Source organism: Pseudomonas sp. S60, from assembly GCF_016647865.1.
In the GTDB taxonomy this organism is placed as follows: Bacteria; Pseudomonadota; Gammaproteobacteria; order Pseudomonadales; family Pseudomonadaceae; genus Aquipseudomonas; species Aquipseudomonas parafulva.
Map to the genome: position 1 here is coordinate 1 of NZ_JACVVH010000008.1, position 22064 is coordinate 22064.

A 22064-nucleotide genomic window follows, 5' to 3' on the forward strand; every position below is an offset into this window, starting at 1 on the left:
CAATACTAATTGCCCGTGAGGCTTGACCATATAACACCCAAGCAATTTGCTAAGCAGATTGTGGTGGTGAAGACGCTATGAACCGAAAGTTCGCGATTCACAAACATCACATATCCGGATTCGCTGGAGTGTCTATCAAGACCTTCTGGCAACAGAATTTCTTGACGACCATAGAGCATTGGAACCACCTGATCCCATCCCGAACTCAGTAGTGAAACGATGCATCGCCGATGGTAGTGTGGGGTTTCCCCATGTGAGAGTAGGTCATCGTCAAGATTCATTTCGCAAAACCCCTATCTGCGCATGCAGGTAGGGGTTTTGTCTTTGTGCGATAAAAATTCCCCCAGAGCTTGCGGCAGCCCTTGTCCCGCTGAGGGCAGGGCATCACCGGAACGCCCCTTTTCCTATGCAAGCCCACGACCCATGGCTATCATGCCTGCCTTATCCAACGTTGAGACTGGCATGCTGAAGTTGTTGAACCTCCTCAAGGATGGCCGATTCCATTCCGGAGAAGCTCTAGGGGCAGCCCTCGGGGTGAGTCGCAGTGCGGTATGGAAACAGCTGCAACACCTTGAGAGCGAACTTAACCTCACCATTCACAAGGTCCGTGGCCGTGGCTACCAGTTAGCTGCGCCCTTGGCAATGCTCGACGCAAAGGCTATAGCCGGCTTTGCCACGCAAGCCCCGTGGCCCGTCTTCATTCATGAATCCATCGACTCTACAAATGCAGAGGGTTTGCGCCTGGCAGCACAAGGGCAGCAGGCGCCTTTCGTGGTGTTGGCGGAGCGCCAGAGTGCTGGTCGTGGGCGGCGTGGCCGAGAGTGGGTCAGCCCCTTCGCCGAGAACCTTTACTACAGCCTGGTCTTGCGCGTAGACGGCGGTATACGCCAGCTTGAGGGCTTGAGCCTGGTTGTTGGCTTGGCCGTTATGCGCACCCTGCAAGCATTTGGCGTGAATGCTGTAGGCCTGAAGTGGCCTAACGACGTTCTGGTCAATGGCCAGAAGATCACCGGCATCCTCCTCGAGCTGGTAGGCGACCCTGCCGATGTTTGTCATGTGGTGCTGGGTATCGGCATCAATGTAAACATGCAGGTCAACGCGCAGGTAGATCAGCAATGGACATCCATGCGGCGTGAGGTGGGAGCGGTGATTGATCGCAACCACCTGGTCGCCTCGCTCAGTCAACAGTTGCAGCATGAACTTGCCCGTCATCGCCGCTATGGCTTTGCAGCGTTTCAAGAGGAATGGGAGCAGGCGCATCTGTGGCAAGGGCGTAACGTGTCACTGATAGCAGGCACCACGCGCATTGACGGCTTGGTACTGGGCGTTGATGGGCAAGGCGGTTTGCGCCTTGTGGTGGACGGCGTTGAAAAAAGCTTCAGTGGCGGTGAGCTGAGTTTGAGGTTGCGTGATGATTCTTGAGCTCGATTGCGGCAATAGCTTCATCAAGTGGCGGGTGATCCATAGCCTGGATGCCATGATTGTCGCAGGTGGAACCGTTGAGTCTGACCAGGCGCTTGTGGAGGGTGTGGCTGCCCTGCCTGCGGTGCAATTGACAGGCTGCCGAATTGTCAGCGTCAGAAGTGAAGAAGAGACCGAAGCTCTGTGCACGCTGATTGCGCAGGTGTTTTCAGTGCAGTCGCATGTGGCGCGTTCTGCCCGAGAAATGGCCGGTGTGCGAAATGGCTATGACGACTACCAGCGCTTGGGTATGGATCGCTGGCTGGCTGTTCTGGGCGCCTACCACCTTGCACGTGGCGCGTGCCTGGTAATAGACCTGGGCACAGCAGCAAAAGCGGATTATGTAGCCGCAGACGGTGAACACCTCGGCGGCTACATTTGCCCTGGTATGCCTTTGATGCGCGGCCAGCTGCGCACGCATACGCGGCGCATTCGCTACGATGATGCCTCCGCTGAGCGCGCATTGGCCACCTTGTTGCCGGGCCGTTCCACGGTTGAAGCGGTAGAACGTGGCTGCGTGCTGATGCTGCAGGGCTTTGCGCAGACGCAGATCGAGCAGGCGCATGCCCTTTGGGGGAGTGACTTTACGGTCTTCCTTGCGGGCGGTGATGCACCGTTGCTGAGGGATACGCTCCCACAGGCTCGGGTGGTGCCTGATCTGGTCTTCGTCGGTTTGGCGATGGCCTGTCCATTGAACTGAGGTGCCCTATGCGCTGGTTATTTTTGCTGTTGCTGGTACTCAATGCCTTTTATTACGTGTGGCATCAGCAAGGCGCGCCGTTGAGGGTAAAAGAGGTTGCGCCCCTGTCTTTGTATAAAGGCAGCCAGCAGGAAATACGCCTGGTGCGCGAGGCGGGTGTGGCGGCATCGCCCAGGCGTCGCGACGAGTGCCTGATAGTGGGTGGCGCCATGGGCCAGGAGCAGATCGATGCCCTGCGGCAGAGGTTGACGAGCCTGGACATAGCAACGCTTCCGGTGGTTGCACAGCTGCCAGGTGCGGAAGGGCGCTGGCTAAAGGTGGAGCCCGACAGCGAGCGTTTACTGGACGCAGCAGCCCTGGCGGCTCTTTCCAATGATTTCAAAGACTTAAAACATAAAATTATTTTCTGCCAGGGTATTGCAACTGGTGAATAGCTTGATAGAATGGCGCCCGCTTCGCAGGGAACACCACTCAGGTGGCAGAACTGGAAGCGGTGTCAAAGTAGCTAAGTTTCAGATTTGATTGAAAAAATTTGAAAAATCGCTTGACACTGAGGCGGCAGACAAATAGAATGCCGGCCACATCTGGAGGGATTCCCGAGCGGCCAAAGGGGACGGACTGTAAATCCGTTGCGAGAGCTTCGAAGGTTCGAATCCTTCTCCCTCCACCAGTTTTAGCGAGAGCCGTAAGCTCCGCGGGTATAGTTTAGTGGTAGAACCTCAGCCTTCCAAGCTGATGATGCGGGTTCGATTCCCGCTACCCGCTCCAAGTTTGCTGGATTTTGCACAACGTGTTTCGCTCTTGTAGCTCAGTTGGTAGAGCACACCCTTGGTAAGGGTGAGGTCAGCGGTTCAAGTCCGCTCAAGAGCTCCATATAAACAAGGCAGATATGAAAATATCTGCCTTTGTTTTATCAGCGCAAGACTATTTCTTCTGCGGAGGATTGTATCGATGGCTAAGGAAAAGTTTGATCGTTCCCTTCCCCACGTTAACGTCGGCACTATCGGCCACGTTGACCACGGTAAGACCACTCTGACCGCAGCTCTGACTCGCGTCTGCTCCGAAGTATTCGGTTCGGCAGTCGTTGAGTTCGACAAGATCGACTCGGCTCCAGAAGAAAAAGCGCGCGGTATCACCATCAACACCGCTCACGTTGAGTACAACTCGACCATTCGTCACTACGCTCACGTTGACTGCCCAGGTCACGCTGACTACGTGAAGAACATGATCACCGGTGCTGCCCAGATGGACGGCGCGATCCTGGTTTGCTCGGCCGCCGACGGTCCGATGCCACAAACCCGTGAGCACATCCTGCTGTCCCGTCAGGTTGGCGTTCCGTACATCGTGGTCTTCCTGAACAAGGCTGACCTGGTAGACGACGCTGAGCTGCTGGAGCTGGTCGAGATGGAAGTTCGCGACCTGCTGTCCACCTACGACTTCCCAGGCGACGACACCCCGATCATCATCGGTTCGGCTCGTATGGCGCTGGAAGGCAAAGACGACAACGAAATGGGCACTACCGCTGTCAAGAAGCTGGTAGAGACTCTGGACAGCTACATTCCTGAGCCAGTTCGTGCCATCGATCAGCCATTCCTGATGCCGATCGAAGACGTATTCTCGATCTCGGGCCGTGGTACCGTTGTAACTGGCCGTATCGAGCGTGGCATCGTCCGCGTTCAGGATCCGCTGGAAATCGTTGGTCTGCGTGACACCACCACCACCACCTGCACCGGTGTTGAGATGTTCCGCAAGCTGCTGGACGAAGGCCGTGCTGGCGAGAACTGCGGCGTTCTGCTGCGTGGTACCAAGCGTGACGACGTTGAGCGTGGCCAGGTTCTGGTCAAGCCAGGTTCGGTCAAGCCGCACACCAAGTTCACCGCAGAAGTCTACGTCCTGTCGAAGGAAGAAGGCGGCCGTCACACGCCGTTCTTCAAAGGCTACCGTCCTCAGTTCTACTTCCGTACCACTGACGTGACCGGTAACTGCGAACTGCCGGAAGGCGTTGAAATGGTAATGCCAGGTGACAACATTCAGATGACTGTTACCCTGATCAAAACCATCGCAATGGAAGACGGTCTGCGCTTCGCTATCCGTGAAGGCGGTCGTACCGTCGGCGCCGGTGTCGTAGCGAAAATCATTGAATAAGTAGTTGATTTACTTGATTAGGCCGGTATAATAGCCGGCCTGATACAGCGTTACAGGTCAGTAGCTCAATTGGCAGAGCGACGGTCTCCAAAACCGTAGGTTGGGGGTTCGATTCCCTCCTGACCTGCCATTTCACCTCGGTGTGATGGCTTTCTTATTACAGGATCCTCCTCGATGACCCCCAAAACTGAAGCCCAAGAATCGCGTTTTGATCTGTTCAAGTGGCTGGCTGTAGTGGCTTTGGTGGTAGTTGGTGTGGTGGGTAATCAGTATTACTCCGCAGCGCCAATCCTGTACCGTGTCCTCGCGCTTCTTGTTCTTGCTGCTGCTGCAGGCTTCGTTGCCTTGCAAACAGTGAAGGGTAAGTCGTTCTTCGCGCTGGCAAAGGAAGCACGTGCCGAGATTCGTAAAGTCGTATGGCCGACCCGCCAGGAAACCACCCAGACCACGTTGATTGTCGTGGCTGTCGTGCTGGTTATGGCACTGCTGTTGTGGGGGCTCGATTCCCTGCTCGGTTGGGCGGTCTCCTTGATCGTTGGCTAAAGGTGTCCCGTGGCTAAGCGTTGGTATGTTGTTCATGCTTACTCGGGTTACGAGAAGCATGTGATGCGCTCCCTGATTGAGCGTGTCAAGCTGGCTGGCATGGAAGACGGTTTCGGCGAGATCCTGGTTCCGACCGAAGAAGTCGTCGAAATGCGCAACGGCCAGAAGCGCAAGAGTGAGCGCAAATTCTTCCCTGGCTATGTACTGGTCCAGATGGAGATGAACGAAGGGACTTGGCACTTGGTCAAGGACACCCCTCGTGTAATGGGTTTCATTGGTGGTACTGCAGACAAGCCTGCGCCTATCACCGATAAAGAGGCCGAGGCCATCCTGCGTCGCGTTGCCGACGGCAGTGACAAGCCCAAGCCGAAGACGCTGTTCGAGCCAGGTGAAGTGGTTCGTGTTGTTGATGGTCCGTTCGCAGACTTCAACGGCAGTGTCGAAGAGGTTAACTACGAAAAGAGCCGACTGCAGGTTGCAGTGCTCATTTTCGGTCGCTCCACGCCTGTGGAGCTCGAGTTCAGCCAGGTCGAAAAGGTCTAGGCGGACGAAGCATCCCATACCCCGCAGCCCTGTGTGCTGCGGGGTTTTGTCGTCACTGGGATAAAACGCAAGTCATCCGGGGAGCCATCAGGCGTTCGTACCCGATTTTGGAGTAGCTCATGGCTAAGAAGATTCAGGCTTACATCAAGCTGCAAGTTAAGGCCGGCCAGGCCAACCCAAGCCCACCCGTTGGTCCAGCACTGGGTCAACACGGTGTGAACATCATGGAATTCTGCAAGGCCTTCAACGCCCGTACCCAGGGTCAAGAAGCCGGCCTGCCGACGCCTGTGATCATCACTGTCTACAGCGACCGTAGCTTCACCTTCGAGACCAAGAGCACCCCTGCCTCGGTTCTGCTGAAGAAAGCTGCTGGCCTGACCAGTGGTTCGGCTCGCCCGAACACCGTTAAAGTCGGTACCGTGACCCGTGCTCAGCTGGAAGAGATCGCCAAGACCAAACAGGCCGATCTGACTTCTGCTGACCTGGACGCTGCTGTACGCACCATCGCTGGCTCTGCCCGCAGCATGGGCCTGAACGTGGAGGGTGTGTAATGGCTAAGCTGACCAAGCGTCAAAAGGCAATCGCCGAGAAAATCGAAGCAGGCAAGGCCTACAACTTCGAAGAAGCGGCCACTCTGCTGGCTTCGCTGCCGGCTGCCAAGTTCGTAGAGTCCTACGACATCGCCGTTAACCTCGGTGTTGACCCGCGTAAATCCGACCAGGTCGTACGTAGCGCTACTGTGCTGCCGCACGGCACTGGCAAGACCGTTCGCGTAGCCGTCTTCACCCAGGGTCCAGCTGCTGAGGCCGCTTTGGCTGCCGGCGCTGACCGCGTAGGTATGGACGACCTGGCTGCCGAAATGAAAGGCGGCGACCTGAACTATGACGTCGTTATCGCATCGCCAGATGCCATGCGCGTTGTAGGTCAGCTGGGTCAGGTTCTGGGTCCTCGCGGCCTGATGCCTAACCCGAAAGTGGGTACCGTAACCCCAGACGTAGCCACTGCCGTGAAAAACGCCAAGGCTGGTCAGGTTCGCTATCGCACCGACAAAAACGGTATCATCCATACCTCCGTTGGCAAGATCGGCTTTGAAGCTGGCAAGCTGAAGGAAAACGTTGAAGCCCTGATCGCTGATCTGAAGCGTATCAAGCCTGCTTCCTCGAAAGGTATCTACGTCAAGCGCGTTACCCTGAGCACCACCATGGGCCCAGGTCTGGTCATCGATCAGAGCTCGCTGGACGTGTAAGAACATGGCGGTGCGACCTGTCGCACCGCCAGCAAAAATTGGGGTCCCTGCCTGGCGGGGGCTATCCAAGACCGTAGGTGGCGCAAGCCTTAAAACACCAGCCCACGCAGATGGTGCTCCCGATTCGTTACCGAATCAGACACCAAAACGACATCCGGCTTCGGCCAGATGAAACGGTAAAAACCAGGAGTAAACCCGTGGCAATTAAACTCGAAGACAAGAAGGCCATCGTCGCTGAAGTCAACGAGGCTGCCAAAGTCGCTCTGTCCGCTGTCGTGGCCGATGCCCGTGGTGTGACTGTAAGCGCAATGACCGGACTCCGTAAAGAGGCCCGCGAAGCTGGCGTCTACGTACGTGTCGTACGTAACACCCTGCTCAAGCGCGCTGTTGAAGGCACCGAATATTCGATCCTCAACGACGTGTTCAAAGGCCCGACCCTGATTGCTTTCTCCAACGAACACCCGGGCGCTGCTGCTCGTCTGTTCAAAGAGTTCGCCAAGGGTCAGGACAAGTTCGAGATCAAGGCAGCTGCGTTTGACGGCAATTTCATTGCAGCGAACCAGATCGACGTGTTGGCTACCCTGCCGACCCGCGACGAAGCTATTGCGAAACTGATGAGCGTGATCCAAGGCGCTACCAGCAAGCTGGCTCGTACTCTGGCAGCCATTCGCGACCAGAAAGAAGCTACCGCTGCCTAAGGCACGCGCGACTCTTTCAAAATCATTCGTTTAATTTGATGGCTGCGTAGGCTGTCACCCCAATACAGGATTTAAGTCATGTCCCTGACTAACGAGCAAATCATCGAAGCCATCGGCCAGAAAACCGTTCTGGAAGTTGTTGAGCTGATCAAAGCGATGGAAGAAACCTTCGGTGTTACCGCTGCTGTTGCCGCCGCTGGCCCAGCTGCTGCTGCTGCCGTTGTTGAAGAGCAGACCGAGTTCAACGTTGTTCTGGTTGAAGCCGGCGACAAGAAAGTGAACGTGATCAAAGCCGTTCGCGAACTGACCGGTCTGGGCCTGAAAGAAGCCAAAGAGAAAGTCGATGGCGCTCCTCAGGTTGTAGCTGAAGGCGTTTCAAAAGAAGCCGCTGAAGACGCTAAGAAGAAGCTGGAAGAAGCAGGCGCTAAAGTCGAGCTGAAGTAATCTCGACTTTGCGACTCCAGTCCGAGCGTTGAGCAAAGGGCTGATGGCTGGTGGCTTGCGCCACCGGCCTTTTTCCGTTATTGGCGGCCGGCCAAGCCGGCCCCGATAACGAGCTGCAAAACACCCATGTGGGTGGCGCAAACCAAGGGGTTTGCACGATTTTCTGGCTGCTCCCGCCGGGAGAAGCCAAACAAGCAGGTGACCAAGCTGGGGAACGCTGATGGCTTACTCATACACTGAGAAAAAACGTATCCGCAAGGACTTTAGCAAGTTGCCGGACGTTATGGATGTGCCTTACCTCCTGGCCATCCAGCTGGATTCGTATCGCGAATTCCTGCAAGCGGGAGCATCCAAGGATAACTTCCGCGACGTCGGCCTGCACGCGGCCTTCAAATCGGTATTCCCGATCATCAGCTACTCCGGCAATGCTGCCTTGGAGTACGTAGGCTATCGCCTGGGCGAACCCGCCTTCGATGTGAAGGAATGTGTCCTGCGTGGCGTGACCTTCGCGGTCCCACTGCGGGTCAAGGTGCGCCTGATCATCTTCGACAAGGAATCGTCGAACAAAGCGATCAAGGACATCAAAGAGCAAGAAGTCTACATGGGTGAAATCCCCCTGATGACTGAGAACGGTACCTTTGTAATCAACGGTACCGAGCGTGTGATCGTTTCCCAGCTGCACCGTTCGCCTGGTGTGTTCTTCGACCACGACCGTGGCAAGACTCACAGCTCGGGCAAGCTGCTGTACTCCGCTCGCATCATCCCTTACCGCGGTTCCTGGCTGGACTTCGAGTTCGACCCGAAGGACTGCGTATTCGTGCGTATCGACCGTCGCCGCAAACTGCCGGCCTCGGTGCTGTTGCGTGCGCTGGGTTACAGCACTGAAGAAGTGCTCAATACCTTCTACACCACCAACGTGTTCCACATTTCCGGCGAGAAACTCAGCCTGGAACTGGTGCCGCAGCGTCTGCGTGGTGAAGTCGCGGTCATGGACATCCATGACGAAAGCGGCAAGGTCATCGTTGAGCAAGGCCGCCGTATCACTGCGCGCCACATCAACCAGATCGAAAAGGCTGGCGTGAAGCAGCTGGACGTTCCTATGGAATACGTCCTGGGCCGCACCACCGCCAAGGCCATCGTGCACCCGGCTACCGGCGAAATCCTGGCCGAGTGCAACACCGAGTTGACCACCGATCTGCTGATCAAGGTTGCGAAGGCACAGGTCGTCCGTATCGAGACCCTGTACACCAACGACATCGACTGCGGCCCGTTCATCTCCGACACGCTGAAGATCGACACCACCAGCAACCAGCTGGAAGCACTGGTCGAGATCTACCGCATGATGCGTCCCGGCGAGCCGCCGACCAAGGATGCGGCCGAGACCCTGTTCAACAACCTGTTCTTCAGCGCCGAGCGCTACGACCTGTCCGCTGTAGGTCGCATGAAGTTCAACCGTCGTATCGGTCGTACCGAAATCGAAGGTTCGGGTGTGCTGAGCAAGGAAGACATCGTCGAGGTTCTGAAGACCCTGGTCGATATCCGTAACGGCAAAGGCATCGTCGACGACATCGACCACCTGGGTAACCGTCGTGTACGTTGCGTCGGCGAGATGGCCGAGAACCAGTTCCGTGTAGGCCTGGTGCGTGTAGAGCGCGCGGTCAAGGAACGTCTGTCCATGGCCGAAAGCGAAGGCTTGATGCCGCAGGACCTGATCAACGCCAAGCCGGTTGCGGCGGCGGTGAAAGAGTTCTTCGGCTCCAGCCAGCTTTCGCAGTTCATGGACCAGAACAACCCGCTGTCCGAGATCACCCACAAGCGCCGTGTCTCTGCACTCGGCCCGGGCGGTCTGACCCGTGAGCGTGCCGGCTTCGAAGTCCGTGACGTACACCCGACCCACTACGGCCGCGTGTGCCCGATCGAGACCCCTGAAGGTCCGAACATCGGTCTGATCAACTCCCTGGCAGCCTATGCCCGCACCAACCAATACGGCTTCCTCGAAAGCCCGTATCGCGTGGTGAAGGAAGGTGTGGTCAGCGACGACATCGTGTTCCTGTCCGCCATCGAAGAGGCTGATCACGTGATCGCCCAGGCTTCGGCCGCGATGAACGACAAGAAGCAGCTGATCGACGAACTGGTAGCGGTCCGTCACCTGAACGAATTCACCGTCAAGGCGCCGGAAGACGTCACCCTGATGGACGTTTCGCCGAAGCAGGTTGTTTCTGTTGCAGCGTCGCTGATTCCGTTCCTCGAGCACGACGACGCCAACCGTGCGTTGATGGGCTCGAACATGCAGCGTCAGGCTGTACCGACACTGCGCGCTGACAAGCCGCTGGTAGGTACTGGCATGGAGCGCAACGTTGCCCGTGACTCCGGTGTCTGCGTGGTTGCTCGCCGTGGTGGTGTGATCGACTCGGTCGACGCCAGCCGTGTCGTGGTTCGCGTGGCCGATGACGAAGTGGAAACCGGCGAAGCAGGTGTAGATATCTACAACCTGACCAAGTACACCCGTTCGAACCAGAACACCTGCATCAACCAGCGTCCGCTGGTGAGCAAGGGTGACAAGGTTCAGCGCGGCGACATCATGGCTGACGGCCCGTCCACCGACATGGGTGAACTGGCACTGGGCCAGAACATGCGCATCGCGTTCATGGCGTGGAACGGCTTCAACTTCGAAGACTCCATCTGCCTGTCCGAGCGTGTGGTCCAGGAAGATCGCTTCACCACCATCCACATCCAGGAACTGACCTGTGTGGCCCGTGACACCAAGCTTGGCCCAGAAGAAATCACTGCGGACATCCCGAACGTGGGTGAAGCTGCACTGAACAAACTGGACGAAGCCGGTATTGTCTACGTGGGTGCTGAAGTCGGCGCCGGTGACATCCTGGTCGGCAAGGTAACGCCAAAAGGCGAAACCCAGCTGACGCCGGAAGAGAAACTCCTGCGCGCAATCTTCGGTGAGAAGGCCAGCGACGTTAAGGACACCTCCCTGCGTGTGCCAACCGGCACCAAGGGTACTGTCATCGACGTACAGGTCTTCACCCGCGATGGCGTCGAGCGCGACAGCCGCGCCCTGGCCATCGAGAAGATGCAGCTGGACGAGATCCGCAAGGACCTCAACGAAGAGTTCCGCATCGTTGAAGGCGCTACCTTCGAACGTCTGCGCTCTGCTCTGAACGGCCAGGTGGTCGACGGTGGTGCGGGCCTGAAGAAAGGCACCGTGGTTTCCGACGAGGTGCTGGACGGCCTGGAGCACGGCCAGTGGTTCAAACTGCGCATGGCTGAGGATGCACTGAACGAGCAGCTGGAAAAGGCTCAGCAGTACATCGTCGACCGTCGCCGTCTGCTGGACGACAAGTTCGAAGACAAGAAGCGCAAGCTGCAGCAGGGCGATGACCTGGCACCGGGCGTACTGAAGATCGTCAAGGTCTACCTGGCTATCCGCCGTCGCATCCAGCCGGGTGACAAGATGGCGGGCCGTCACGGTAACAAAGGTGTTGTCTCGGTTATCATGCCGGTTGAAGACATGCCTCACGATGCCAACGGTACGCCGGTAGACGTCGTGCTCAACCCGCTGGGCGTACCTTCGCGTATGAACGTCGGTCAGATCCTTGAAACCCACCTGGGCCTCGCAGCCAAAGGCCTGGGCGAGAAGATCGACCGCATGATCGAAGAGCAACGCAAGGCTGCAGAGCTGCGCGTGTTCCTGACCGAGGTCTACAACGAGATCGGTGGTCGTCAGGAAAACCTCGACGAGTTCACTGACGAAGAGATCCTGGCCCTGGCCCATAACCTGAAGAAGGGTGTGCCAATGGCTACCCCGGTCTTCGATGGTGCCAAAGAGCGCGAGATCAAGGCCATGCTGAAACTGGCCGACCTGCCAGAGAGCGGCCAGATGGTGCTGTTCGATGGCCGTACCGGCAACAAGTTCGAGCGTCCTGTGACCGTTGGTTACATGTACATGCTTAAGCTGAACCACTTGGTGGACGACAAGATGCACGCGCGTTCCACTGGTTCCTACAGCCTGGTTACCCAGCAGCCGCTGGGTGGTAAGGCGCAGTTCGGTGGTCAGCGTTTCGGGGAGATGGAAGTGTGGGCGCTGGAAGCATACGGCGCGGCATACACCCTGCAAGAAATGCTCACAGTGAAGTCGGACGACGTGAACGGCCGTACCAAGATGTACAAGAACATCGTGGATGGCGATCACCGTATGGAGCCGGGCATGCCCGAGTCCTTCAACGTGTTGATCAAAGAGATCCGTTCGCTCGGTATCGATATCGATCTGGAAACCGAATAACACGTGACGCGAAGGGGAGTGGGGCAGGTAATGCCCGCTCCCTGCTCCGCCAGGAGGAAAGGCCTTGAAAGACCTACTGAATCTGCTGAAAAACCAGGGTCAAGTCGAAGAGTTCGACGCCATCCGCATCGGTCTGGCGTCGCCTGAAATGATCCGTTCGTGGTCGTTCGGTGAAGTTAAGAAGCCGGAAACCATCAACTACCGTACGTTCAAACCCGAGCGTGACGGCCTGTTCTGCGCCAAGATCTTTGGCCCAGTCAAGGACTACGAGTGCCTGTGCGGCAAGTACAAGCGCCTCAAGCACCGCGGCGTCATCTGCGAGAAGTGCGGCGTTGAAGTTGCCCTGGCCAAGGTTCGTCGTGAGCGCATGGCGCACATCGAACTGGCCTCGCCGGTTGCCCACATCTGGTTCCTGAAGTCGCTGCCGTCCCGTATCGGCCTGCTGATGGACATGACCCTGCGTGATATCGAGCGCGTTCTCTACTTCGAGAGCTATGTCGTTATCGACCCGGGCATGACCACCCTTGAAAAAGGTCAGCTGCTGAACGACGAGCAGTACTTCGAAGCGCTGGAAGAGTTCGGTGACGACTTCGACGCCCGCATGGGTGCCGAGGCTGTCCGCGAGCTGCTGCACGCGATCGACCTGGAGCACGAGATTGGCCGCCTGCGTGAAGAAATTCCGCAGACCAACTCGGAAACCAAGATCAAGAAGCTGTCCAAGCGCCTGAAGCTGATGGAAGCTTTCCAGGGCTCGGGCAACCTGCCTGAGTGGATGGTTCTGACCGTCCTGCCAGTATTGCCGCCGGACCTGCGTCCGCTGGTACCGCTGGATGGCGGCCGCTTCGCGACCTCCGACCTGAACGACCTGTATCGTCGGGTGATCAACCGTAACAACCGTCTGAAGCGCCTGCTGGATCTGTCGGCACCGGACATCATCGTGCGCAACGAAAAGCGCATGCTGCAGGAAGCGGTCGACGCCCTGCTGGACAACGGCCGTCGCGGTCGCGCCATCACTGGCTCGAACAAGCGTCCGCTGAAGTCCCTGGCTGACATGATCAAAGGTAAGCAAGGTCGCTTCCGTCAGAACTTGCTCGGCAAGCGCGTGGACTACTCTGGCCGTTCGGTAATTACCGTAGGCCCGACCCTGCGTCTGCACCAGTGCGGTCTGCCGAAGAAGATGGCCCTCGAGCTGTTCAAGCCGTTCATTTTCGGCAAGCTCGAAATGCGCGGCCTGGCGACCACCATCAAGGCTGCCAAGAAGATGGTCGAGCGCGAGCTGCCCGAGGTTTGGGACGTACTCGCCGAGGTCATCCGCGAACACCCCGTACTGCTCAACCGTGCACCCACCCTGCACCGTCTGGGTATTCAGGCGTTCGAGCCGGTTCTGATCGAAGGCAAGGCCATTCAGCTGCACCCGCTGGTGTGTGCGGCGTACAACGCCGACTTCGACGGTGACCAGATGGCCGTTCACGTGCCGCTGACGCTGGAAGCCCAGCTCGAAGCGCGCGCACTGATGATGTCGACCAACAACATTCTGTCGCCAGCCAACGGTGAGCCAATCATCGTTCCGTCGCAGGACGTTGTACTGGGTCTGTACTACATGACCCGTGAAGCCATCAACGCCAAGGGCGAAGGTCGCGTATTCGCCGACCTGCAGGAAGTCGACCGCGTATTCCGCGCCGGCGAAGCCGCCCTGCACGCGAAAATCAAGGTTCGTATCAACGAAACCGTGAAAGACCGCGATGGCAGCGTGACCAAGAATACCCGTATCGTCGATACCACCGTCGGCCGTGCGCTGTTGTTCCAGGTTGTTCCGGCAGGCCTGCCGTACGACGTGGTCAACCAGCCGATGAAGAAAAAGGCGATCTCCAAGCTGATCAACCAGTGCTACCGCGTGGTGGGTCTGAAAGAGACCGTCATCTTCGCTGACCAACTGATGTACACCGGTTTCGCTTATTCGACCATCTCCGGTGTTTCCATCGGTGTGAACGACTTTGTCATCCCGGATGAGAAAGCCCGCATCATCGGTAACGCTACCGATGAAGTGAAAGAGATCGAGAGCCAGTATGCGTCCGGCCTGGTAACCCAGGGCGAGAAGTACAACAAGGTCATCGACTTGTGGTCCAAGGCGAACGACGAAGTGTCCAAGGCGATGATGGCCAACCTCTCGAAAGAGAAGGTCATCGACCGTGAGGGCAATGAAGTCGATCAGGAGTCCTTCAACTCCATGTACATGATGGCTGACTCCGGTGCGCGGGGTTCCGCTGCCCAGATCCGTCAGCTGGCCGGTATGCGTGGCCTGATGGCCAAGCCTGACGGCTCCATCATCGAGACGCCAATCACGGCGAACTTCCGTGAAGGCCTGAGCGTACTTCAGTACTTCATCTCGACGCACGGTGCTCGTAAGGGTCTGGCGGATACCGCACTGAAGACCGCGAACTCGGGTTACCTGACCCGTCGTCTGGTAGACGTTGCGCAGGACCTGGTGGTAACCGAGATCGATTGCGGTACCGACCAAGGCCTGGTGATGACGCCGCACATCGAAGGTGGCGACGTTGTAGAGCCGCTGGGTGAGCGCGTACTGGGCCGTGTCATTGCCCGTGACGTGTTCAAGCCAGGCACCGAGGATGTAATCGTGCCGGCCGGTACGCTGGTCGACGAGCAGTGGGTCGAGTTCATCGAGCTGAACAGCATCGACGAAGTGATCGTGCGTTCGCCGATCAACTGCGAAACCCGCTACGGCATCTGCGCCAAGTGCTACGGCCGTGACCTGGCTCGCGGTCACCAGGTGAACATCGGTGAAGCTGTCGGCGTTATCGCTGCACAGTCGATCGGTGAGCCGGGTACCCAGCTGACCATGCGTACGTTCCACATCGGTGGTGCTGCAAGCCGTACCTCGGCTGCCGACAGCGTCCAGGTGAAGAACGGCGGTATGGTTCGTCTGCACAACCTGAAGCAGGTCGAGCGCGCTGACGGTAACCTGGTTGCCGTATCCCGTTCGGGCGAACTGGCGATTGCCGATGAGTTCGGCCGTGAGCGTGAGCGTTACAAGCTGCCTTACGGTGCGGTAATTTCGGTCAAGGAAGGTGACAAGGTCGAAGCTGGCGCAATCGTCGCCAAGTGGGACCCGCACACCCACCCGATCGTGACCGAGCTGAAAGGTACCGTGACCTTCGTGGGCATGGAAGAAAACATTACCATCAAGCGCCAGACCGACGAGCTGACCGGCCTGACCAACATCGAAGTCCTGGACGTCAAGGATCGCCCTGCCGCTGGCAAGGAAATCCGTCCGGCGATCAAGATGGTCGATGCCAACGGCAAGGATCTGTACCTGCCAGGTACTGACGTACCGGCGCAGTACTTCCTGCCTGCCAACGCCTTGGTGGGTGTTGCTGACGGTGCGCAGATCGGTGTGGGTGACGTTATTGCGCGTATTCCGCAAGAAACGTCCAAGACCCGTGACATCACCGGTGGTCTGCCGCGCGTTGCCGACCTGTTCGAAGCGCGCCGTCCGAAAGAAGCCTCGATTCTGGCTGAAGTCAGCGGCACCATCGCGTTCGGTAAAGAAACCAAGGGCAAGCGTCGCCTGGTCATTACCCCGACCGACGGCAGCGATCCGTACGAAGAGCTGATTCCGAAGTGGCGCCACCTGAACGTCTTCGAAGGCGAACAGGTAAACCGCGGCGAAGTTATCTCCGACGGCCCGAGCGATCCGCACGACATCCTGCGTTTGCTGGGTGTGAGCGCGCTGGCGAAGTACATCGTCAACGAGATCCAGGACGTTTACCGTCTGCAGGGCGTGAAGATCAACGACAAGCACATCGAGACCATCCTGCGTCAGATGCTGCGCAAGGTCGAGATCTCCGAGTCGGGCGATTCCAGCTTCATCAAGGGCGACCAGATGGAACTGACTCAGGTGCTGGTAGAGAACGAGCGCCTGGCTGGCGACGACAAGTTCGTCTCCAAGTTCACCCGTGTGCTGCTGGGTATCACCAAGGCGTCGCTGTCGACCGAGTCGTTCATCTCCGCGGCTTCCTTCCAGGAAACCACCCGCGTGCTGACCGAAGCGGCGGTAACCGGCAAGCGCGATTACCTGCGCGGCCTGAAAGAGAACGTGGTCGTGGGTCGTCTGATCCCGGCCGGTACCGGTCTGGCCTACCACAGCGAGCGCAAGCGTCGCCGTGAAGCAGACAAGCCGCTGCGTGTGAGCGCCAGTGAGGTTGAAGCCGCACTGACCGAAGCACTGAACTCCAGCGGTAACTGAGTACAGGGCAGGGCCCCGGCAGCCTCGAACGACCATCGCTGACATGAAATGTTGCCGATGATCGGGCGAGGACGGCCGGGGCTTCGTCTTGACTGGGTGCAAGATCCTCTTTAGACTTTTGTACCCTTAAATTTGGTGAGGCTCCGTCTCGCCAATTTTTGGCTTTCTTGCAAGACAATAGCGTCGCAAGACAATCAGTGGAGCTAGTAGATGGCAACTATCAACCAGCTGGTACGTCAGCCGCGTAAGCGTTCGGTCGAAAAGTCCGACGTTCCTGCGCTGCAGAACTGCCCGCAACGTCGTGGCGTGTGCACCCGTGTGTACACCACCACGCCGAAAAAACCTAACTCGGCACTGCGTAAAGTATGCCGTGTGCGTCTGACCAACGGTTTCGAGGTTTCCTCGTACATCGGTGGTGAAGGCCACAACCTGCAAGAGCACAGCGTCGTCCTGATCCGTGGCGGCCGTGTAAAAGACTTGCCAGGTGTTCGTTACCACACCGTTCGCGGCTCTCTGGATACTTCGGGCGTTAAAGGCCGTAACCAGGGTCGTTCGAAGTACGGTACCAAGCGTCCGAAGTAATCGGCCGTTTGCAGACATCCATTTTTTTGAGTCGATAAGAGTAAGGTCGGGCAGGGGTCGCAGACCCACGTCCCGGGCTAACCTGAAGACCGTTTGAGGGCTTATCATGCCAAGACGTCGTGTAGCAGCAAAACGTGAGATTCTCGACGATCCTAAGTACGGATCGCAGATTCTCGCCAAGTTCATGAACCACGTGATGGAAAGCGGCAAGAAGGCCGTAGCCGAGCGCATCGTTTACGGTGCCCTGGATACTGTCAAAGCGCGCAAGAACAGCGACCCCCTGGAAATCTTCGAGAAAGCTCTCGACGCCATCGCTCCGCTGGTCGAAGTTAAGTCCCGTCGTGTCGGCGGTGCTACTTACCAGGTTCCGGTTGAAGTTCGTCCCTCCCGTCGTAACGCTCTGGCAATGCGCTGGCTCGTAGACTACGCCCGCAAGCGCGGCGAGAAGTCGATGGCTCTGCGCCTGGCCGGCGAGCTGCTGGATGCTGCTGAAGGCAAGGGTGCTGCAGTCAAGAAGCGTGAAGACGTGCACCGTATGGCCGAGGCCAACAAAGCGTTCTCGCACTACCGCTTCTAATTCAAGCATCAATCATTTTGCGAGGGCTTTATGGCTCGTACTACAGCAATTAACCGCTACCGCAACATTGGTATTTGCGCCCACGTTGACGCGGGCAAAACTACCACTACCGAGCGGATCCTGTTCTACACAGGTTTGAGCCACAAAATGGGCGAGGTGCACGACGGCGCCGCGACCACCGACTGGATGGTGCAGGAGCAGGAGCGGGGTATTACCATTACCTCCGCTGCCGTTACCACCTTCTGGAAAGGTTCTGTTGGTCAGTATGACAACTACCGCGTTAACGTCATCGATACCCCCGGCCACGTTGACTTCACCATTGAAGTAGAACGTTCGCTGCGCGTACTCGACGGCGCGGTCGTCGTGTTCTGCGGTACCTCCGGCGTTGAGCCGCAGTCCGAAACCGTATGGCGTCAGGCCAACAAATACGGTGTTCCACGTATCGTCTACGTGAACAAGATGGACCGTGCCGGTGCCAACTTCCTGCGCGTCGTAGGCCAGATCAAGAACCGCCTGGGTCACACCCCGGTTCCGATCCAGCTGGCCATCGGTTCGGAAGATAACTTCCAGGGTCAGGTCGACCTGATCAAGATGAAGGCTATCTACTGGAACGAAGACGACAAAGGCACCACCTATCGCGAGGAAGAGATTCCTGCCGATATGCTGGAGCTGGCTGAAGAGTGGCGCAACAACATGGTTGAAGCCGCCGCCGAAGCCAACGAAGAACTGATGAACAAGTACCTTGAAGAAGGTGAGCTGACCGTCGAAGAGATCAAGGCAGGCCTGCGCGCGCGCACCCTGGCCAGCGAAATCGTTCCGGCTGTCTGCGGTTCGTCGTTCAAGAACAAGGGCGTTCCCCTGGTTCTCGACGCCGTCATCGAGTTCCTGCCTGCTCCGACCGAGATCCCTGCAATCCAGGGTATCAACCCGGACGACAAGGACCTGGACAAAGAAGACCCGGCTGTCCGCAAGGACGAGCGTCACGCTGACGACGACGAGCCGTTCTCGGCCCTGGCGTTCAAGATCGCGACTGACCCGTTCGTGGGTACGCTGACCTTCGTCCGCGTTTACTCGGGCGTTCTGAGCTCCGGTGACTCGGTCATCAACTCGGTCAAAGGCAAGAAAGAGCGCGTTGGCCGTATGGTGCAGATGCACGCCAACCAGCGTGAAGAGATCAAAGAAGTTCGCGCTGGTGACATCGCGGCGCTGATCGGCATGAAAGACGTAACCACGGGCGAAACCCTGTGCAACGCCGACAAGCCAATCATTCTCGAGCGTATGGACTTCCCAGAGCCGGTTATCTCGCTCTCCGTAGAGCCGAAAACCAAGGCTGACCAGGAGAAGATGGGCATCGCACTGGGCAAGCTGGCCCAGGAAGACCCGTCGTTCCGCGTCAAGACCGACGAAGAGACTGGCCAGACCATCATCTCCGGTATGGGTGAGCTGCACCTGGACATCCTCGTTGACCGCATGAAGCGCGAATTCAACGTCGAAGCCAACATCGGCAAGCCGCAGGTTTCGTACCGCGAGAAGATCACCAAGTCCAACGTTGAGATCGAAGGCAAATTCGTTCGTCAGTCGGGTGGTCGTGGTCAGTTCGGTCACTGCTGGATCCGTTTCTCGGAGCCGGAAGTTGACGCGAAGGGCAACATCACCGAAGGTCTGGAATTCAAGAACGAAGTCGTGGGTGGTGTAATTCCGAAGGAATTCATTGCCCCGATCCAGAAGGGTATCGAAGAGCAGATGAAAAACGGCGTCGTTGCCGGTTATCCTCTGATCGGCCTGAAGGCCACGGTATTCGACGGTTCGTACCACGACGTCGACTCCAACGAAATGGCGTTCAAAATCGCTGCTTCGATGGCAACCAAGCAACTGGCCCAGAAGGGCGGTGGCGTGGTTCTCGAGCCGATCATGAAAGTCGAAGTTGTAACCCCGGAAGACTACCTGGGTGACGTGATGGGTGACCTGAACCGTCGTCGTGGTCTGGTACAGGGTATGGATGAATCGGTCTCCGGCCGCGTCGTCCGCGCTGAAGTTCCGCTCGGAGAGATGTTCGGTTACGCGACCGACGTTCGTTCCATGTCTCAGGGTCGCGCAAGCTACTCCATGGAATTCTCCAAATACGCCGAAGCTCCGTCGAACATCGTCGAAGCACTCGTTAAAAAACAAGGCTAATCCCCTTTAGGCAAGAGGTTCACTGTCGTGGCTAAAGAAAAATTTGATCGTTCCCTTCCCCACGTTAACGTCGGCACTATCGGCCACGTTGACCACGGTAAGACCACTCTGACCGCAGCTCTGACTCGCGTCTGCTCCGAAGTATTCGGTTCGGCAGTCGTTGAGTTCGACAAGATCGACTCGGCTCCAGAAGAAAAAGCGCGCGGTATCACCATCAACACCGCTCACGTTGAGTACAACTCGACCATTCGTCACTACGCTCACGTTGACTGCCCAGGTCACGCTGACTACGTGAAGAACATGATCACCGGTGCTGCCCAGATGGACGGCGCGATCCTGGTTTGCTCGGCCGCCGATGGTCCGATGCCACAAACCCGTGAGCACATCCTGCTGTCCCGTCAGGTTGGCGTTCCGTACATCGTGGTCTTCCTGAACAAGGCTGACCTGGTAGACGACGCTGAGCTGCTGGAACTGGTCGAGATGGAAGTTCGCGACCTGCTGTCCACCTACGACTTCCCAGGCGACGACACCCCGATCATCATCGGTTCGGCTCGTATGGCGCTGGAAGGCAAAGACGACAACGAAATGGGCACTACCGCTGTCAAGAAGCTGGTAGAGACTCTGGACAGCTACATTCCTGAGCCAGTTCGTGCCATCGACCAGCCATTCCTGATGCCGATCGAAGACGTATTCTCGATCTCGGGCCGTGGTACCGTTGTAACTGGCCGTATCGAGCGTGGCATCGTCCGCGTTCAGGATCCGCTGGAAATCGTTGGTCTGCGTGACACCACCACCACCACCTGCACCGGTGTTGAGATGTTCCGCAAGCTGCTGGACGAAGGCCGTGCTGGCGAGAACTGCGGCGTTCTGCTGCGTGGTACCAAGCGTGACGACGTTGAGCGTGGCCAGGTTCTGGTCAAGCCAGGTTCGGTCAAGCCGCACACCAAGTTCACCGCAGAAGTCTACGTCCTGTCGAAGGAAGAAGGCGGCCGTCACACGCCGTTCTTCAAAGGCTACCGTCCTCAGTTCTACTTCCGTACCACTGACGTGACCGGTAACTGCGAACTGCCGGAAGGCGTTGAAATGGTAATGCCAGGTGACAACATTCAGATGACTGTTACCCTGATCAAAACCATCGCAATGGAAGACGGTCTGCGCTTCGCTATCCGTGAAGGCGGTCGTACCGTCGGCGCCGGCGTTGTGGCCAAAATCATCGAGTAATCACTCGACCGATTGAAAAAACCCCCGCTCAGCGGGGGTTTTTTTTATTGGGTTGACACTAATTGGGGGCGTCTATAGAATCACGCCTCCTTTTAGCGGGCGTAGTGCGTCCGTTGGGAACAGCCTGGAGTCTGAAATCCAATGCAAAATCAGCAAATCCGAATCAGGTTGAAGGCTTTCGACCATCGCCTGATCGACCAATCCACCCAGGAAATCGTGGAAACCGCGAAACGTACTGGTGCACAAGTGCGTGGTCCAATTCCACTGCCTACCCGCAAAGAGCGTTTCACCGTTCTGGTCTCCCCGCACGTCAACAAAGACGCGCGTGACCAGTACGAGATTCGCACTCATAAGCGTGTTCTGGACATCGTCCAGCCAACGGATAAAACCGTTGATGCGCTGATGAAGCTTGATCTGGCGGCAGGTGTGGAAGTACAGATCAGCCTCGGCTAAGACTTCGGTCTAGTCGTGTAACGCTCTGAAATGGGCGGCCATAGCGGGTGAAAGCCCCGTACACTCATGAGGTTTACAACATGACTATTGGTGTAATCGGTCGCAAGTGCGGTATGACCCGCATTTTCACCGAAGAAGGTGTCTCCATTCCGGTCACGGTCATCGAGATCGAGCCGAATCGTGTCACCCAGTTCAAAACTGAAGAAACCGATGGCTACCGTGCAGTGCAAGTCACTGTCGGCGAGCGTCGTGCTTCGCGTGTGACTGCCGCTCAGGCAGGCCACTTCGCCAAGGCCAACGTTGCCGCTGGTCGCGGTGTTTGGGAGTTCCGTCTTGAAGAAGGCGATTTCCAGGCTGGCGATCTGATCAAAGCTGAACTCTTCGCTGCAGGCCAGCTGGTAGACGTTACTGGTCAGTCCAAAGGTAAAGGCTTCGCCGGTACCATCAAGCGCTGGAACTTCCGTGGCCAGGACAACACCCACGGTAACTCCGTGTCGCACCGTGTCCCAGGTTCCATCGGCCAGTGCCAGACTCCTGGTCGTGTGTTCAAGGGCAAGAAAATGTCCGGTCACATGGGCGCCGAGCGCGTGACTGTGCAGTCCCTGGAAGTTGTTCGCGTAGACGCTGAGCGCAACCTGCTGCTCGTCAAAGGTGCCGTTCCAGGCGCTACTGGCGGCGACGTGGTTGTACGTCCAGCTGTCAAGGCTCGCGGTTAAGG

At 57.5% G+C, this 22064-nt stretch carries 18 protein-coding genes, 4 tRNA genes and 1 rRNA gene; all 23 read left to right on the forward strand.

The window, feature by feature from the left end:
- Positions 1-160: 160 nt before the first annotated feature.
- Positions 161-276: ribosomal RNA gene (gene rrf, locus IAE33_RS05820) — 5S ribosomal RNA — on the forward strand.
- Positions 277-462: 186 nt separating this feature from the next.
- A complete protein-coding gene (birA, locus tag IAE33_RS05825) occupies positions 463-1422 on the forward strand; it encodes a bifunctional biotin--[acetyl-CoA-carboxylase] ligase/biotin operon repressor BirA (RefSeq protein ID WP_201162777.1) in 960 nt (319 codons plus the stop codon).
- Entirely contained in the window at positions 1412-2161 is a 750-nt protein-coding gene (locus IAE33_RS05830; protein ID WP_201162778.1) for a pantothenate kinase, read from the forward strand. The genes birA and IAE33_RS05830 overlap by 11 nt, the downstream gene beginning before the upstream one ends.
- Positions 2162-2169: 8 nt before the next feature.
- Entirely contained in the window at positions 2170-2595 is a 426-nt protein-coding gene (locus IAE33_RS05835; protein WP_201162779.1) for a hypothetical protein, read from the forward strand.
- 152 nt (positions 2596-2747) lie between these two features.
- Positions 2748-2831 (forward strand) — tRNA-Tyr (locus tag IAE33_RS05840).
- A 24-nt stretch (positions 2832-2855) separates the two neighbouring features.
- Positions 2856-2929: transfer RNA gene (locus IAE33_RS05845), tRNA-Gly, on the forward strand.
- 29 nt (positions 2930-2958) lie between these two features.
- Positions 2959-3034: transfer RNA gene (locus IAE33_RS05850), tRNA-Thr, on the forward strand.
- 78 nt (positions 3035-3112) lie between these two features.
- Entirely contained in the window at positions 3113-4306 is a 1194-nt protein-coding gene (tuf, locus tag IAE33_RS05855; RefSeq protein WP_038411791.1) for an elongation factor Tu, read from the forward strand.
- Positions 4307-4360: 54 nt separating this feature from the next.
- Positions 4361-4436 (forward strand) — tRNA-Trp (locus tag IAE33_RS05860).
- Between the two features lie 44 nt (positions 4437-4480).
- The gene (gene secE / locus IAE33_RS05865) at positions 4481-4849 is read left to right on the forward strand and encodes a preprotein translocase subunit SecE (RefSeq protein ID WP_028633696.1); all 369 of its coding nucleotides are present in this window, start codon (positions 4481-4483) and stop codon (positions 4847-4849) included.
- A gap of 9 nt (positions 4850-4858) precedes the next feature.
- Positions 4859-5392, forward strand: a complete 534-nt coding sequence (gene nusG, locus IAE33_RS05870) for a transcription termination/antitermination protein NusG (RefSeq protein WP_043199430.1) — start codon at positions 4859-4861, stop codon at positions 5390-5392.
- Positions 5393-5511: 119 nt separating this feature from the next.
- Positions 5512-5943 carry a 50S ribosomal protein L11 gene (gene rplK, locus IAE33_RS05875; protein ID WP_028633698.1) on the forward strand — a complete coding sequence of 144 codons (432 nt, stop codon included), beginning with the start codon at positions 5512-5514 and terminating at the stop codon, positions 5941-5943.
- A complete protein-coding gene (gene rplA / locus IAE33_RS05880) occupies positions 5943-6638 on the forward strand; it encodes a 50S ribosomal protein L1 (RefSeq protein ID WP_027915749.1) in 696 nt (231 codons plus the stop codon). Before rplK ends, rplA begins: the two co-directional genes overlap by 1 nt.
- A 197-nt stretch (positions 6639-6835) precedes the next feature.
- Positions 6836-7336 (forward strand): 50S ribosomal protein L10, encoded by a 501-nt coding sequence (gene rplJ / locus IAE33_RS05885; RefSeq protein ID WP_028633699.1) that lies wholly within the window; start codon positions 6836-6838, stop codon positions 7334-7336.
- A gap of 78 nt (positions 7337-7414) precedes the next feature.
- Positions 7415-7780 carry a 50S ribosomal protein L7/L12 gene (rplL, locus tag IAE33_RS05890; RefSeq protein WP_003255496.1) on the forward strand — a complete coding sequence of 122 codons (366 nt, stop codon included), beginning with the start codon at positions 7415-7417 and terminating at the stop codon, positions 7778-7780.
- Between the two features lie 220 nt (positions 7781-8000).
- Positions 8001-12074 carry a DNA-directed RNA polymerase subunit beta gene (gene rpoB / locus IAE33_RS05895; RefSeq protein WP_028633700.1) on the forward strand — a complete coding sequence of 1358 codons (4074 nt, stop codon included), beginning with the start codon at positions 8001-8003 and terminating at the stop codon, positions 12072-12074.
- 64 nt (positions 12075-12138) lie between these two features.
- Entirely contained in the window at positions 12139-16338 is a 4200-nt protein-coding gene (gene rpoC, locus IAE33_RS05900) for a DNA-directed RNA polymerase subunit beta' (protein WP_028633701.1), read from the forward strand.
- Positions 16339-16548: 210 nt separating this feature from the next.
- Positions 16549-16920 (forward strand): 30S ribosomal protein S12, encoded by a 372-nt coding sequence (rpsL, locus tag IAE33_RS05905; protein WP_003255492.1) that lies wholly within the window; start codon positions 16549-16551, stop codon positions 16918-16920.
- A 106-nt stretch (positions 16921-17026) separates the two neighbouring features.
- Positions 17027-17497: a 30S ribosomal protein S7 gene (gene rpsG / locus IAE33_RS05910; RefSeq protein ID WP_003246741.1), complete on the forward strand. Its 471-nt coding sequence runs from the start codon at positions 17027-17029 to the stop codon at positions 17495-17497.
- A gap of 30 nt (positions 17498-17527) precedes the next feature.
- Positions 17528-19672, forward strand: coding sequence for an elongation factor G (fusA, locus tag IAE33_RS05915; RefSeq protein WP_028695406.1), 2145 nt, complete (start codon positions 17528-17530; stop codon positions 19670-19672).
- Between the two features lie 27 nt (positions 19673-19699).
- Positions 19700-20893: an elongation factor Tu gene (tuf, locus tag IAE33_RS05920; protein ID WP_038411791.1), complete on the forward strand. Its 1194-nt coding sequence runs from the start codon at positions 19700-19702 to the stop codon at positions 20891-20893.
- Positions 20894-21034: 141 nt separating this feature from the next.
- Entirely contained in the window at positions 21035-21346 is a 312-nt protein-coding gene (rpsJ, locus tag IAE33_RS05925) for a 30S ribosomal protein S10 (RefSeq protein ID WP_003186070.1), read from the forward strand.
- Between the two features lie 80 nt (positions 21347-21426).
- Complete coding sequence (gene rplC, locus IAE33_RS05930) at positions 21427-22062, forward strand: 50S ribosomal protein L3 (RefSeq protein ID WP_028633080.1); 636 nt, start codon at positions 21427-21429, stop codon at positions 22060-22062.
- The last annotated feature ends 2 nt before the right edge of the window (positions 22063-22064 follow it).